The following is a 13,484-nucleotide window of genomic DNA, read 5'->3' as shown; positions in this document are numbered from 1 at the left end:
TCATGGTCACAGAAGATATTTTGCAGGCAATTCATATTGCAAAACAATATGCGAAGGATAATTTCAACCAAAAGTACGCTCCTGCCCATTTGCTAAAGGCGCTTTTGAATCCGCAATTCAATTTTATGAGAGAGCTTGACACCAAAGGAATCGATGTATTCTATTTGGATGAATGGGCCGATATCCGAATCAGCGAATATCCAAAATCTTCTAAACCAAGCGATGATCCGGGTCCGGACAGCGGTATGAATGCCGTGCTAACAGAAGCAGAAGATATTGCAAAGAAAACTGGTGATGAAATCAGTTTTGTTCCCATCCTAAAAGCATTGGTAACTCCAGGTGTTGGATTTTCACACGACCAACTAAAATCTTTGCCGTTGACTCCTTCCGATCTTTCATCAATGTTTGATTCTGGAGCTGCAAAACCGCAAAACAATTCTGAAAAAATAAAAACCGCCCCTACAGGAAGTTCTACTTTAGACAAATACTGTACGGACAAAATAAAACATCTCAAGTCCAAACAATCCATCCCGATGATTGGACGTGACGAAGAACTGAAAACGATTACAGAAATATTAAACCGAAAACTGAAGCCTCACGTTATCGTAATTGGGGAATCCGGCGTTGGAAAATCAACACTTATTGAAGGTTTTTGCCATAAAATTGGCGACAAGTCTATTTTGGCCGCCTTTAATAATGCCAATGTTTTTGAAATCAATATCGGGCCTTTATTCGCCGGCGCATCCTACAAAGGCGAAGTAGAAGACCGTTTACAGAAAATTTTCAATGAAGTAAAAGGCTATGAAAAGCCGATACTTTTTATAGACGATATCCACGAACTGTTTGATTCCAATCAAGGCAACGGCATTGGCAGTATTATAAAATCGGAGCTTTCTAAAGGCGATATCACTTTTATTGGAGCTACGACCACAGAAAAATTCAGAAAATCGCTTGGCAAGGACGATGCGCTTTCCAGACGATTTGAAACTTTGGAAATCCACGAGCCTAATCAGGAATTGGCCTTGCGAATGATTAAAAATGTGATCTCGCATTACCAGACACACCATGATTTTAGCATTGATGAAGAAGGACTTAAAGAGTCCATCCGTCTTTCAAAACGCTATCTGAAAGAAAAATCACTTCCGGATTCTGCACTCGACTTGATTGACAGAACGATGTCGTCTTTAAAAGTCGCTAAAGAAACCATAAAAAAAGAACTGCCGGAATTAAAAAAACAGCTTTCGGCTATCAATGATATCATTGAAGAACTTGAAAAAGAAGAAAAGATAGTCTGGCTTCATTCTGACATTCAAAATAAAACCGGCAAGCTTTTTAGCGAAGACGAAGACACTTTCGCTTCTGTTGCCAGTGAAAAGAAAATAGCGCATCTGGAAAGCCTTTTGGAAAGCCTGGAGCGTTTGAATGAAGAAGAAAACATTGTTTCTGCATCACATTTATCTCACGTGGTTTCTGGCATTACCGGAATTCCGGCTGGAAAAGTAAAATCAGACGAACGCGAGCGATTGCTCGATATAGAAAATACCCTAAAAAAGAGAGTTATTGGTCAGGACCATGCCGTAAAAGTAGTTTCCGATGCCATATTGGAATCCCGTTCCGGACTGACAAAACCGGGGCAGCCAATAGGTTCCTTTTTCTTTTTGGGGCCAACAGGAACCGGAAAAACAGAATTGGCAAAATCGTTGGCTGATTTCCTTTTTGGTGATGAAAATGCCATTATCCGATTGGATATGTCTGAATTTAAAGAAGAACATTCGGCTGCACTTTTATATGGAGCGCCTCCGGGATATGTAGGTTATGAAGAAGGCGGACTTCTTGTCAATAAGATCAGACAGAAACCCTATTCCATAGTTTTATTCGATGAAATTGAAAAAGCGCATAAATCGGTTTTTGATGTGTTTTTGCAGATACTTGACGAAGGAAAACTCCACGACCGTTTAGGGAAAGAAGGTGATTTTTCGAACTCGGTTATTCTTTTTACATCCAACATAGGTTCTGATTTTATTGTAAAATCGTTTGAAAAAGACATTATTCCAAAATCAAACGACCTTATTCAATTGATGACAGGCTATTTCAGACCCGAGTTTTTAGGTCGTCTTACGGAAATCATTCCATTTGCACCTATCAGCAAAAAAAGCGTTTCGAGAATTTTCGATATCCACTTAAAGAAAGAGCTTTTGCAGCTTTTGGAAAAACTGGACATTACGTTGCATATAGACGAAAAAGACAAAGAACAGATTGCCTTGATGGGTTTCACGCCAGAATATGGTGCACGACCAATTAAAGGTACCATCCGCAATCAGTTAAAAAGACCATTATCGCGCATGATTATTTCCAATGAAATCAAAAAAGGCGATTCGCTAAAAGTCACGCTGAATGAAGAAGGAGATATTAAATTTACGATAGAACATGAAAGACCTATATTACAAGATTCCAATTGATTTCAAACGGCTGTCCAGCGGTGAAGATATCCGGAAGGTCACTATCGAAGAATCTCTGGCGCAATATATCTCTCTGATTATCACGACGATTTTTGGGGAGTATAAATATGATGACGATTTTGGTACCATTATCTGGGAAACTGATTTCAACCTACTGTCTAATGCCAACCAGCTCAAAGACATGATTAAGGAATCTGTTCATGAAAAGGTAAAACAATATGAAAAGCGACTAACTGTTACCGATGTAACGCTTGGCGTGAGTGAAGATACTGTAAGCTATGAGACCAATATTCGTGTAAAAAAACGCCTTGACATTGTGGTTTACGGAGTCATCAAAAAAACAAACCAGCCTTATTATTACAAGAGTTCTTATTTTCTAGCGCCGTTTTCATTTAAATAAAAGCATCATCAATGAATTCATTATCAAAAGACCAGATTAAAGACCGACTACTCAAACGTGCCGCCAAGCAATGGGGCTATTCTGATGTGGAATTGGAAAATGTCTTTGACCCTATCGTCAATTTGCTTTTTGATGTATGCGCCAAAGAATTGGAAAAAATTTCCAACGAAATCTTCTCCAGCCGCAGAAGGATTACTGAACGATTAGTAGATATACTTACGCCTACCGCATCAGCAAAAGCAACACCGGCAAGAGCGATTGTCAGGGCTTATCCGGTAGAAAACGAAGTTACACTGAACGATTACCATCAATTTTACTTCCAGAAAAAAGAAGCAAATCCGTACAATCCGACAGAAAATATAATCAAAAACTATTTTTTCGGGCCAACAAAACCCGTAAAACTGAACCGTAACAAGCTGAATTATGTAATCCTGCCTAACGGAGTACAGCAGATTGTGAAAGAACAATTTCGGGAAACTGTCAGCAGCAACAATTACATAAAACCCGCTCCACACGGAACCATCTGGCTTGGGCTAAAACATCAAGGCGACGGAATTATCAAGGATTTGATGTTTTATTTCTATCTGAAAAACATCCATAACAGGAATACGTTTTTTCACTTCCTTCCACGGGCAAAATGGTTCTTGAATGACCATCAATTGCAGGCCGTGCAAGGATATAATAATGACGAAAAATACTCCAACAATTACGGAGAGCTGATTCAGGAAGAATTTTATCATATTGAGCGGACACAAGAACACACAAATGATTATTTCCGAAAGAATTTCATCACGATAAAAGACATTATCAATATTGGCGACAACCATGCGTTGCCTACTGAGTTGAGTAATTTTATCCCTGCAGAAGACCTGAAAGTCCTGGCTGATGAAAAGCTAATTTGGATTCGTATTGAGTTTCCAAATGTCATTGGAAAAGATATTCTTTCTGAAATCTTTTGTGCCAACAACTGCTTTCCTGTCATCAACAAAAAGCTGAATGAGGTACAAGGGAATATCAAAAACCTTCTGAATATTTATCCGCTGAACCTGAACGAAGAATTTTTCTTAGAACTTTTCTCGGTTACGGATGATAAGAACAATGAATTTGATGTCATTAAAAATGATGATGAAAAAGGCGACAATGACTACGCCTATCTCCGTTTTGGAGGCATAGCCCGTTTTGATGAAAGAAATGCAACCGAAGAAATAAATTACCTTATCGACCTGATTCGGGATGAAGCCGCTGCGTTTTCCAGACTGGGACATGATTTTACAGATAATAACCTGAAAGAAATCAACCAGATTATTTCACGTTTCCGAAATAAGATGTCACAAGTAGGTATGCAAAACATCAATAATCCGTATCTGATACTGAATACCACAAGTAATTCTAATAAGGGAACCTTATTTGCCAAATATTGGACAACCAATGGTGAGAGCGCAAACAAGATTAACACTTTTTCAAGATTGGTAGCCCATAAAGGATCTGATTTTGAAAGAGACAATATTATGTTTCTGTCCACCACCCAAGGAGGAAAAGATGAACTTTCGAATTCGGAGAAAATTTATGCTTACCGTGAAAACCTGGTGTCTAACCAAAGAGTTGTGACACGCCAGGATATCATCATTCTTTGCAAAAATCATTTTGGCGATGCCATTACCAAAGTGGATGTAAAAAATGGTATACAGACCAGCCTGGACAGTAATGTAGGCTATACGCCAACTATTGACATCTATCTTGAAAGGAAAGACAAAGAATATTACAATGAAGAAGAATGGTATTTCCTGAGCGAAGATTTAAAATTGATGATTGAAAACAGGGCAATAAACATAGTTCCTTTCCGAATTATTTATTCTTAATGTTGGATATCTTTCTTTTTTGTTATTTTTATAAGAACTAAATAACAACCTCATGAAAAAAGTAATGTTTGCGATAGCGATAGGCGGTATGTTTCTCGCTACATCCTGTAAGAAAGAAGAAAAAGTCACGACAACGACTGATGATGGAAAAACGACGGTAACCACCACGACAACGAAAAACAGCCTGAATCTTGAATTAAGCGAAAAGGCAAAAGCCAATCTGGAAGAAGCTGAAAAGAAATTAGCCGAAGCTAAAGCAAAAGGCGATAAAGAAGCCGAAAGATTAGCGCAGATTACGGTTGATAAAGCTAAAAGTGCATGGGAAGCAACTAAAGATGGCATCAAAGAAACTTCTGAAGATATCAAAGAAGGAGCTCAAAAAGCCAAAGAAGACATGAAAGAAGGCTATAACGAAACCTTAGAAAAAGCAAAAATCAAATAAAAACAAAAAAGCCCATTCTGTCGAATGGGCTTTTTGTATCTAAAAATCTTGTTTTCTTATGCTTCAAATGGAACAATAGAAACGAAAGATTTGTTATCAGATTTTTTCTGGAACTTAACAACTCCGTCAACTTTTGCATGTAAAGTATGATCTTTACCCATGTAAACGTTTTCTCCTGGGTTGTGCTTAGAACCTCTTTGTCTAACGATGATGTTTCCAGCAATAGCAGCTTGACCACCATAAATCTTAACACCTAAACGTTTCGATTCTGATTCTCTACCATTCTTGGAACTACCGACACCTTTCTTGTGAGCCATGACGTATTGGTTTTAAATGTTAATTATTCTTGTGTATCTTCTTTTTTAGCCTTAGCTACTTTTTTCTTTGGAGCTTCTACTGCTTCTTCAGTTGCTGGAGCAGCTTCTTTCTTAGGAGCAGCTTTTTTAGCACCTGAAACAGAGATTCCAGAAATTTGGATTTGAGTCAAGTACTGACGGTGTCCGTTTTTCTTTTTGTAACCTTTTCTTCTTTTCTTTTTGAAAACGATTACTTTGTCTCCTTTTAAGTGTTGTAACACTTTGGCTTCTACTGAAGCACCTTCTACAGCCGGGGCGCCTAAAGTGATTGTTCCGTTATCATCTAACAAAAGAACTTTTGCAAAAGAAACTGCATCTCCTTCTTTGTTAGCTAAACGGTGAACATAAACCTTTAAGTCTTTGCTTACTTTGAATTGTTGCCCTGCTATCTCTACGATTGCGTACATAACAATAATGTTTAGTTAAATTTTAAGGTTGCAAATATACGATTAAATATTAATCCTGCAATTGTTCTTATAAAAAAATTCAACCTTCAAAAAGACAGCGCTTTAACTTACCCAACAAACATTTCGAAATGTAAAAACAATCCGCCGTTAAAAAGTTATATTTACATGAATAAATCTTAAAAAAAAACTACATTTGGCGTAACAAAACACACATTTGGCACACTAATGCCAAAATCAATAACAAATTTATTAATCGTTATGAAAAAATCATTAATGGCTTTGGGTTCAGTTCTCATGCTCGGGAGTGTTGCTTCAGCTCAAAAAGTAGCTTTTGAAGAATATACACTAGAAAATGGTCTTCATGTGATCTTGCATCAAGACAAATCAGCTCCAGTTGTAATTACCTCGGTAATGTATCACGTTGGAGCTAAAGATGAGAATCCGGAAAGAACTGGTTTTGCTCACTTTTTTGAACACCTTTTATTTGAAGGTACAAAAAATATCGGTCGTGGAGAATGGTTCAAAATTGTTTCTGGAAACGGAGGAACTAACAATGCGAACACTTCAGACGACAGGACTTACTACTATGAAATTTTCCCTTCAAACAACCTAGAGTTAGGTTTATGGATGGAATCTGAGAGATTGATGCACCCAGTAATCAACAAGATTGGTGTTGACACCCAAAATGAAGTTGTTAAGGAAGAAAAAAGATTACGTGTAGACAATCAGCCTTACGGAAATCTTATTACTGCCGTAAAACAAAACATGTTCAAAAAACACCCTTACCGTTGGGCTCCTATTGGTTCTATGGAACACCTAGACGCTGCAACTTTGGAAGAATTTCAGGCATTCAACAAAAAGTTCTACGTTCCTAATAACGCAGTTCTTGTTGTAGCAGGAGATATCGAGTATGACAAAACCATCAAATGGGTAAAACAATATTTCGGATCAATTCCAAAAGGAAAAACAGATCTTAAAAAACAGACTTTTACTGAAGATCCAATCACTCAAACAATTAAGGCTACTTACGAAGATCCAAACATCCAAATTCCGATGTTGGTAACTGCTTACAGAACGCCTTCAATGAAAACTCGTGATGCTAAAGTTTTAGACATGATTTCTTCTATCTTAAGCGACGGAAAAAGTTCAAGACTTTACAAAAAAGTTGTTGACCAGAAAAAAATGGCTTTAGAAATTAGTGCTTTCAACTACAGCCAGGAAGACTACGGTGTTTACTTTATCTACGGATTACCAATGGGGGACACTACTCTTGATGCACTTACAAAAGAAATCGACGAGGAAGTTACTAAACTTCAGACAGAATTAATTTCTGAAAAAGATTTCCAAAAACTACAAAACAAATTTGAGAATCAATATGTAAACAGCAATGCTTCAGTAGAAGGAATTGCAGAAAACCTGGCTACATATTACATGCTGTATGGCGACATCAACCTTATCAACACTGAGATTGAAATCTATCGTTCTATCACTCGTGAGGAGATCAGAGATGTTGCAAAAAAATACCTGAACCCAAACCAAAGATTGATTTTGGATTACGTACCAGCAAAAGACAAAGCTCAAAACTAAGATATACATCATGAAAAAAACAATATTCATTTTATCAAGCTTGTTTTTAACTCTAATTATGCAAGCACAAGACAGACCACAGCCAAAACCAGGTCCTGCTCCAGTTATCAACATTGGGAAGCCTGAAACTTTTGAATTGAAAAACGGATTGAAAGTATTGGTTGTTGAAAACAACAAACTTCCAAGAGTTTCTTATAACCTAACATTAGACAACGCTCCTTACGCAGAAGGCGACAAAAAAGGTGTTGCTGAAATCACAAGCGAATTGATTGGAAGCGGTACTAAAAAAATGTCAAAAGATGCTTTCAACGAGGAAATCGACTTCTTAGGAGCTAACATCGGATTTAGTGCTAACGGAGCTTATGCTTCAGGGCTTTCTAAATATTCTGATAGAATCCTTGAATTGATGGCTGACGGAGCTTTAAACTCTGTTTTCACTCAGGAAGAACTTGACAAAGAAAAAACAAAGCTAATCGAAGGATTAAAAACTCAAGAAAAAAGCGTTCAGGCGGTAGCTTCTCGTGTTGAAGATGTTTTAGTTTACGGAAAAAACCATCCAAACGGAGAATACCTTACTGAAGAAAGTATCAACAAAGTAACTTTAAATGATGCTATCTTGAACTACACTACTTACTTTGTTCCTGCTAACGCATACTTAGTAATTACAGGTGATGTAAAATTCAAAGATGTTAAAAAAGCGGTTGAGAAATATTTTGGTTCATGGAAAAAAGCTACGGCTCCAGTAGTTACTTATGGCGATCCAAAAGATGTTCAATACACTCAGATTAACTTTGTAGACATGCCAAACGCGGTTCAGTCTGAAATTTCTTTGGTTAACGTTTCTAACCTTAAGATGACTGACAAAGATTATTTCGCTGTTCTTTTGGCTAACCAAATCATTGGCGGTGACTTCAACAGCTACCTTAACATGAACCTGAGAGAAGCTCACGGATGGACATATGGTGCTCGTTCAAGCATTAGAGGTGACAAATATGTTGGAAAATTCAAATCTAACACTCAAGTTAGAAATGCTGTAACGGATAGCGCAGTAGTTGAATTCTTCAAAGAAATCAAAAGAATCAGAACTGAAAAAGTAGCTCCTGATATGTTGAAAAACGTAAAAGCGGGTTATATTGGAAACTTCGTAATGCAGATCCAAAAGCCAGGAACAGTTGCTCGTTATGCTCTATTGACTAGAACGCAAAATCTTCCTGCTGATTTCTACGAAAACTACATCAAGAATATCAATGCAGTAACTGCTGACGATATCATGAGAGTAGCAAACAAATATTTCCTTGCTGACAACACAAGAGTTATCATTACAGGTAAAGGAAGTGATGTATTGCCAGGTCTTGAAAAACTAGGAATCCCAATGTTCTATTTCGATAAATTCGGAAACCAGGTTGATAAGCCTGTTGCTAAAAAAGCAATCCCAGCTGGCGTAACAGCAAAAACTGTATTTGACAACTACATCAAAGCAATTGGTGGAGATAAAAATGCTAAATCAGTAAAAACTGTATTCTCTACATTAAACGGAAAAGTTCAAGGAATCGATGTTACTATGACTAGAAAATCTTCTGCTGCTGGTAAAAAAGTTGACGAAGTTAAAGGTATGGGTCAAACATTAAGCAAAGAAGTTTTTGACGGAGCAAAAGGATACGAGACAGCTCAAGGTCAAAAAGAAGACTATAGCGCTGATAAAATTGCTAGTGCTAAATTCTACTCTCTTCCATTCCCGGAATTGACTTTAGCTACAAAACCTGGAATCGCATTATCAGGAATCGAGTCTATTGACGGAAAAGATGCTTACGCAATCAAAGATGGCAAAAAGACACTTTACTATGATGTAACAACAGGATTGAAGTTGGCTGAATCAAACGTTGAGGAAATGCAAGGACAGCAAATGACTCAAGTAATTTCTTTCGCTGACTACAAAGATGTTAAAGGTGTAAAAGTTCCTTTCAAAACAACATTAAACGTTGGTATCGAAATTGAATTGACAGCTTCTGATGTAAAAATCAACGAAGGTGTTACTGATGCAGATTTCAAATAATCTAAATCAAACATAAAACCAAAAAGACTGTCAGAAATGGCAGTCTTTTTTTTATGTGTAAAGTTTCTCTCAAAGGAAAGACATGGAAATAATTCCACGCAATAGCTTTGCCTTTCTTTATAATCTTTGCGACTCTGCGCCTTTGCGAGCAACTATTTCACGCAAAGGCGCAGAGCCACAAAGCATACTAAAATCGTAAGCTTTTTTTTATTTTTTAGCCGATAGATAAATCCCGATCAGTACGATAAAAGCACCTAAAGCCTGAACCAGAGTAAGACTTTCGCCATCTAGAATACCCCAAAAGCAAGCTACAATTGGCAGCATATAGGTTACGGAAGAAGCAAAAATTGGCGAAGAAATCTGGATTAGTTTAAAGTACAGTACGTTTGCCACACAGGTTCCAAACACGGCAAGGATACTCACAAACAGCATGGAAGTTGTTACGTTTGGCAAATGCGCCACTTCATGAAAATCAGTAGTAAACAGAATTATAAGAGCCGGAACCAGCAAAACCGCAAAGTTACCCACCGTAATGCTCAAAGGATTTACATCGGAAAGATATTTTTTAATCAGGTTGACATTTACAGCATAACAGATAGCCCCGGCGACAGCTAAAGTTGCATACCAATAATTCTGTCCCGGATGGTTTACAGCACCACTCAAAATCAGCAATACGCTTCCAAGCAAGCCAATCGTTACCCCAAAAATCTGCCTTCTTTGAAAGTTTAGTCCAAAAACCAACGCACCTAAAACCAGTGCCGCTAATGGCGTCAGCGAATTCAAAACAGCACTGATAGAGCTATCAATTTGTGTTTGGGCAATTGAAAAAAGAAATGCCGGAAAAAAAGTGCCCATCATTGCTGTTATTGCAATATATTTCCATTGATGTTGCTTAATATTTCTCAGGCTCTTAAAACCTACGGCCAAAAGAAAAACAGCCGCAAAAATCATCCGCAATGAACCCAGCTGAAATGGTGTCAGCCCTACCAACCCTTTTTTGATAAGAATAAAAGAACTTCCCCAAATCAGGGAAAGGAAGAATAAAATAATCCATTTGGACGGCACAGCTTTCATAACTCATTTTTTACAGCTCAAAATTCTGTCATTTTAACGGATTTCCCGTTTCTTTTTTTATTAATTTTGTAAACCTTTAGATTTCAAAGGAATTGTTAATTCAAATTTAAATACAACACTATGAATTTTTCAAAATCATTACTTATCCTTGCGCTTTCAGGAATGCTATTCGTAAGCTGCAAAAACGAGCCAAAAGCAACAGAAAGCGGAGAACCGACAGAAACTACTAAAGACACAACTACAACAAAAGCAACTGCTGAAAACCTGCAAACTACAAGTTTCCAAATCGACGGAATGTCATGTGCTGTTGGATGTGCAAAAACTATCGAGAAAAAATTAGCCAGCCTTGACGGCGTACAGGACGCTAAGGTTGATTTCGAAAAGAAGACAGCTACTGTAGCTTATGATTCTGCAAAACAAACTCCTGAAACATTGGTTGAAACAGTAGAAGCTGTTGCTGGCGGAAGTACTTACAAAGTTTCTAACGTAAAATCATCTGCTGACAAAGCAATGCTTTACAAAGAGAAAGAAAAGGAAAAAGAGAAAAAGAAAAAAGACGATAAAAAAGCTTCTTGCCACGATGATAAATCTAAAGAGGCAAAAGGTGGATGTTGTTCAGGCAAGAAAGCTTGCAGCTCTGACGACAAAAAAGCTAAAAACGCTTAATTCGTTACAACAAGATAAAACAAAAAAGAGAACCAAATTGGTTCTCTTTTTTTATTTCCATTTTAATGTTTCCATCAATACTTGCATGTCATTTTTGACATAGCTACTAGCCGGCATTATCGAATCAAAATTGGGTTTTGCATAAAAATATACAGAACCAGTAACAAAATGCTTTACGCTGTCTGTAGCGTAAAATTGAGCATTGGTTGCCGCATTACCTCCAACTCTGTAGAACATGCCATAAACCTTGCTCTTTTCATTCTGAAAAGGCTGCTCAACAATATCATCTGCCTTAATAGTATGTTTGTAGGTCAAAGTCTGGGCATCTCTTAAATGCGCTTCGATATCGTTCTTAACAGGTTTGTAAGTAAGATAAATCGTGGCTTTCATTTTAGGATAGCTGATTGTAAAATCGCAATTCCCTTTTTGTGAAATAACTGCATCTTCGTTTATATCAAACGTAAAAGGACAATCATTTTCAAAGTGTACATATTCGGCCCTGGGATATTCCAGTCTTAATTGTCCTGCCGGTTTTGGAACTGCCTCGTTCTGACAACCCCAAACGGAAGCAAGAATACATCCGGAAATAAAAAGGCCTATACTTTTTCTAAACATTACTAATATAAATCGTCTTCTGCTGGTGAGCTGGAGTCAAAATTAGCAGATTTTACATCTACTGAAGACCCTTGTTTTCCAGCTTCAATATCTTTTTTCGTTGTCAGGAAAGTAAATTCAGTCACCTGAATTTCTGTGGTATATTTCGTAACACCTTCTTCTGTCTGCCATTGGCGGGATTTTATCCTTCCTTCAACATAGATCTTATCTCCTTTTGACAGATACTTTTCGCAGATTTCGGCTGCTTTATTGCGCACAACAAGATTGTGCCATTCCGTAGAAGCAATCTTTTCGTTTGTCTGCTTATTAATATATATTTCATTCGTAGCCAGCGGGAATCTGCCGATGCAGTTACCGCCTTCAAAATAGTGCATCTTGACATCATCGCCTAGGTGCCCAATTAAAATCACTTTATTTAGCGTACCATTCATTTTTCGTGGGGAGTTAGTAAACCTTCAAATATAATAATTTCTGCCATACCTGATAAATTATAGTAAATCTTTTTCTATAAAATTATGAATTACAATTGGAAATGGCAAAGAAATCATTGATTCATAAGAAATTGCATTTTCAGCAACACCTTGAATGTGCACCTGAAAGAAGCGTATATACAAATGCTGATGTGATAATTTATGCAAAATAGCATCGTTTTTTAACGGCTTTATTGATAAAATTTTAAACTTTGAACCATATTCTTCAAAAATTAATTTTGAAACGGCATCAAAATCAACTTCAGCTACTGTTTCAATCAGAGGAAATTCATACAGATTATGCCATATTCCTTTTTCTGTCCTCTTTCTTAAAATATAATGCTGATTGTCGTCTGAGAAAACAAGGTAATTAAAATAACGGTTTCGCACTTTTGTCTTTTTTAGCTTGACAGGAAGTTGACCTACTTTATTTTTTTGCAGTGCGAGACAGCCAGAGTTTAAAACACATCTTTCACAATCCGGATTTTTAGGAACACATTGCAGTGCACCAAACTCCATAATAGCCTGATTAAACAGGGCAGGATTATCGTGCGGAATTAATTCTTTTGCCAATTCTGAAAATTCTTTCTTAGCTCCGCTGGAAGCAATATCCGTTTCAATGTCGAAATATCTCGACAGCACACGAAAAACATTTCCATCAACTACAGGAACTACTTCATTATAAGAAAAAGAAGCAATGGCTGCAGCCGTATATTCACCTACTCCTTTTAGTTGGAGTAAGTCTTTATAATTATCCGGAAAAATTCCGTTTAAATCATATGCCACCAATTTTGCCGTATTATGAAGGTTTCTGGCTCTGGAATAATAACCTAATCCTTGCCAAAGTTTCAAAACTTGTTCCTCATTGGCATTAGCCAAATCAAAAACAGTTGGAAATGAACCGGTAAATGACAAAAAATAGGGCAAACCCTGGGCTACACGCGTCTGTTGGAGCATAATTTCTGACAACCAAATATGGTATGGATTGGTCGTATTTCGCCATGGCAAATCGCGTTTATTTTGTAAATACCATTGGATTAATAAGTTAGAAAATTCCATCAGATAAAATTGGTTAGCAAAAGTAAAAGTTTATGTT

General features: G+C 37.2%; 13 protein-coding genes. 7 read left to right on the top strand and 6 right to left on the bottom strand.

All coding sequences use genetic code 11. The features are described from left to right. Nucleotides 1-2: 2 nt before the first annotated feature. From FJA49_RS14665 to FJA49_RS14650, 4 genes are read left to right on the top strand one after another with little or no spacing between them, the layout of a single operon-like run. Complete coding sequence (locus FJA49_RS14665) at nt 3-2,459, top strand: AAA family ATPase (protein ID WP_140001675.1); 2,457 nt, start codon at nt 3-5, stop codon at nt 2,457-2,459. Beyond that, nucleotides 2,428-2,859, top strand: a complete 432-nt coding sequence (locus FJA49_RS14660) for a GPW/gp25 family protein (protein ID WP_140001674.1) — start codon at nt 2,428-2,430, stop codon at nt 2,857-2,859. The genes FJA49_RS14665 and FJA49_RS14660 overlap by 32 nt, the downstream gene beginning before the upstream one ends. An 11-nt stretch (nt 2,860-2,870) precedes the next feature. Beyond that, nucleotides 2,871-4,718: a type VI secretion system baseplate subunit TssF gene (locus tag FJA49_RS14655; protein ID WP_140001673.1), complete on the top strand. Its 1,848-nt coding sequence runs from the start codon at nt 2,871-2,873 to the stop codon at nt 4,716-4,718. 52 nt (nt 4,719-4,770) lie between these two features. Then, nucleotides 4,771-5,160 carry a hypothetical protein gene (locus FJA49_RS14650; protein ID WP_140001672.1) on the top strand — a complete coding sequence of 130 codons (390 nt, stop codon included), beginning with the start codon at nt 4,771-4,773 and terminating at the stop codon, nt 5,158-5,160. Between the two features lie 56 nt (nt 5,161-5,216). Here the strand turns inward: FJA49_RS14650 and rpmA are convergent, their stop codons facing one another. Further along, nucleotides 5,217-5,477: a 50S ribosomal protein L27 gene (rpmA, locus tag FJA49_RS14645; protein WP_140001671.1), complete on the bottom strand. Its 261-nt coding sequence runs from the start codon at nt 5,475-5,477 to the stop codon at nt 5,217-5,219. 23 nt (nt 5,478-5,500) lie between these two features. Beyond that, nucleotides 5,501-5,923, bottom strand: a complete 423-nt coding sequence (gene rplU / locus FJA49_RS14640) for a 50S ribosomal protein L21 (protein WP_140001670.1) — start codon at nt 5,921-5,923, stop codon at nt 5,501-5,503. A 258-nt stretch (nt 5,924-6,181) separates the two neighbouring features. Between rplU and FJA49_RS14635 the strand changes: the two genes are divergently transcribed. Both FJA49_RS14635 and FJA49_RS14630 read left to right on the top strand, forming a co-directional pair. Then, entirely contained in the window at nt 6,182-7,510 is a 1,329-nt protein-coding gene (locus FJA49_RS14635; protein WP_140001669.1) for a M16 family metallopeptidase, read from the top strand. 10 nt (nt 7,511-7,520) lie between these two features. Continuing rightward, a complete protein-coding gene (locus FJA49_RS14630) occupies nt 7,521-9,563 on the top strand; it encodes a M16 family metallopeptidase (protein WP_233590186.1) in 2,043 nt (680 codons plus the stop codon). Between the two features lie 207 nt (nt 9,564-9,770). On the opposite strand, the gene FJA49_RS14625 is transcribed toward FJA49_RS14630, so the two are convergent. After that, complete coding sequence (locus FJA49_RS14625; protein WP_140001668.1) at nt 9,771-10,637, bottom strand: DMT family transporter; 867 nt, start codon at nt 10,635-10,637, stop codon at nt 9,771-9,773. 120 nt (nt 10,638-10,757) lie between these two features. Here FJA49_RS14625 and FJA49_RS14620 point away from each other — a divergent pair, with 120 nt between their 5' ends. Next, on the top strand, nt 10,758-11,303 hold the full coding sequence (locus FJA49_RS14620) for a heavy-metal-associated domain-containing protein (RefSeq protein ID WP_140001667.1): 546 nt from the start codon (nt 10,758-10,760) through the stop codon (nt 11,301-11,303). A gap of 51 nt (nt 11,304-11,354) precedes the next feature. On the opposite strand, the gene gldD is transcribed toward FJA49_RS14620, so the two are convergent. From gldD to mutY, 3 genes are read right to left on the bottom strand one after another with little or no spacing between them, the layout of a single operon-like run. Next, nucleotides 11,355-11,918 carry a gliding motility lipoprotein GldD gene (gldD, locus tag FJA49_RS14615; RefSeq protein WP_140001666.1) on the bottom strand — a complete coding sequence of 188 codons (564 nt, stop codon included), beginning with the start codon at nt 11,916-11,918 and terminating at the stop codon, nt 11,355-11,357. Nucleotides 11,919-11,920: 2 nt separating this feature from the next. Next, nucleotides 11,921-12,349, bottom strand: coding sequence for a single-stranded DNA-binding protein (locus tag FJA49_RS14610; RefSeq protein ID WP_140001665.1), 429 nt, complete (start codon nt 12,347-12,349; stop codon nt 11,921-11,923). A gap of 57 nt (nt 12,350-12,406) precedes the next feature. Beyond that, the gene (gene mutY, locus FJA49_RS14605; RefSeq protein WP_140001664.1) at nt 12,407-13,447 is read right to left on the bottom strand and encodes an A/G-specific adenine glycosylase; all 1,041 of its coding nucleotides are present in this window, start codon (nt 13,445-13,447) and stop codon (nt 12,407-12,409) included. Nucleotides 13,448-13,484: the final 37 nt, after the last annotated feature.

This window comes from Flavobacterium microcysteis, assembly GCF_006385255.1.
GTDB classification, from domain to species: domain Bacteria; phylum Bacteroidota; class Bacteroidia; order Flavobacteriales; family Flavobacteriaceae; genus Flavobacterium; species Flavobacterium microcysteis.
This window is presented reverse-complemented; position numbering and strand designations above follow the sequence as displayed.

Excerpts from the sequence above, each read along its gene's own strand:
- FJA49_RS14665 (WP_140001675.1), top strand. The coding sequence starts at position 3 with ATGGTCACAGAAGATATTTTGCAGGCAATTCATATTGCAAAACAATAT.
- FJA49_RS14660 (WP_140001674.1), top strand. The coding sequence starts at position 2,428 with ATGAAAGACCTATATTACAAGATTCCAATTGATTTCAAACGGCTGTCC.
- FJA49_RS14655 (WP_140001673.1), top strand. The coding sequence starts at position 2,871 with ATGAATTCATTATCAAAAGACCAGATTAAAGACCGACTACTCAAACGT.
- FJA49_RS14650 (WP_140001672.1), top strand. The coding sequence starts at position 4,771 with ATGAAAAAAGTAATGTTTGCGATAGCGATAGGCGGTATGTTTCTCGCT.
- rpmA (WP_140001671.1), bottom strand. The coding sequence starts at position 5,477 with ATGGCTCACAAGAAAGGTGTCGGTAGTTCCAAGAATGGTAGAGAATCA.
- rplU (WP_140001670.1), bottom strand. The coding sequence starts at position 5,923 with ATGTACGCAATCGTAGAGATAGCAGGGCAACAATTCAAAGTAAGCAAA.
- FJA49_RS14635 (WP_140001669.1), top strand. The coding sequence starts at position 6,182 with ATGAAAAAATCATTAATGGCTTTGGGTTCAGTTCTCATGCTCGGGAGT.
- FJA49_RS14630 (WP_233590186.1), top strand. The coding sequence starts at position 7,521 with ATGAAAAAAACAATATTCATTTTATCAAGCTTGTTTTTAACTCTAATT.
- FJA49_RS14625 (WP_140001668.1), bottom strand. The coding sequence starts at position 10,637 with ATGAAAGCTGTGCCGTCCAAATGGATTATTTTATTCTTCCTTTCCCTG.
- FJA49_RS14620 (WP_140001667.1), top strand. The coding sequence starts at position 10,758 with ATGAATTTTTCAAAATCATTACTTATCCTTGCGCTTTCAGGAATGCTA.
- gldD (WP_140001666.1), bottom strand. The coding sequence starts at position 11,918 with ATGTTTAGAAAAAGTATAGGCCTTTTTATTTCCGGATGTATTCTTGCT.
- FJA49_RS14610 (WP_140001665.1), bottom strand. The coding sequence starts at position 12,349 with ATGAATGGTACGCTAAATAAAGTGATTTTAATTGGGCACCTAGGCGAT.
- mutY (WP_140001664.1), bottom strand. The coding sequence starts at position 13,447 with ATGGAATTTTCTAACTTATTAATCCAATGGTATTTACAAAATAAACGC.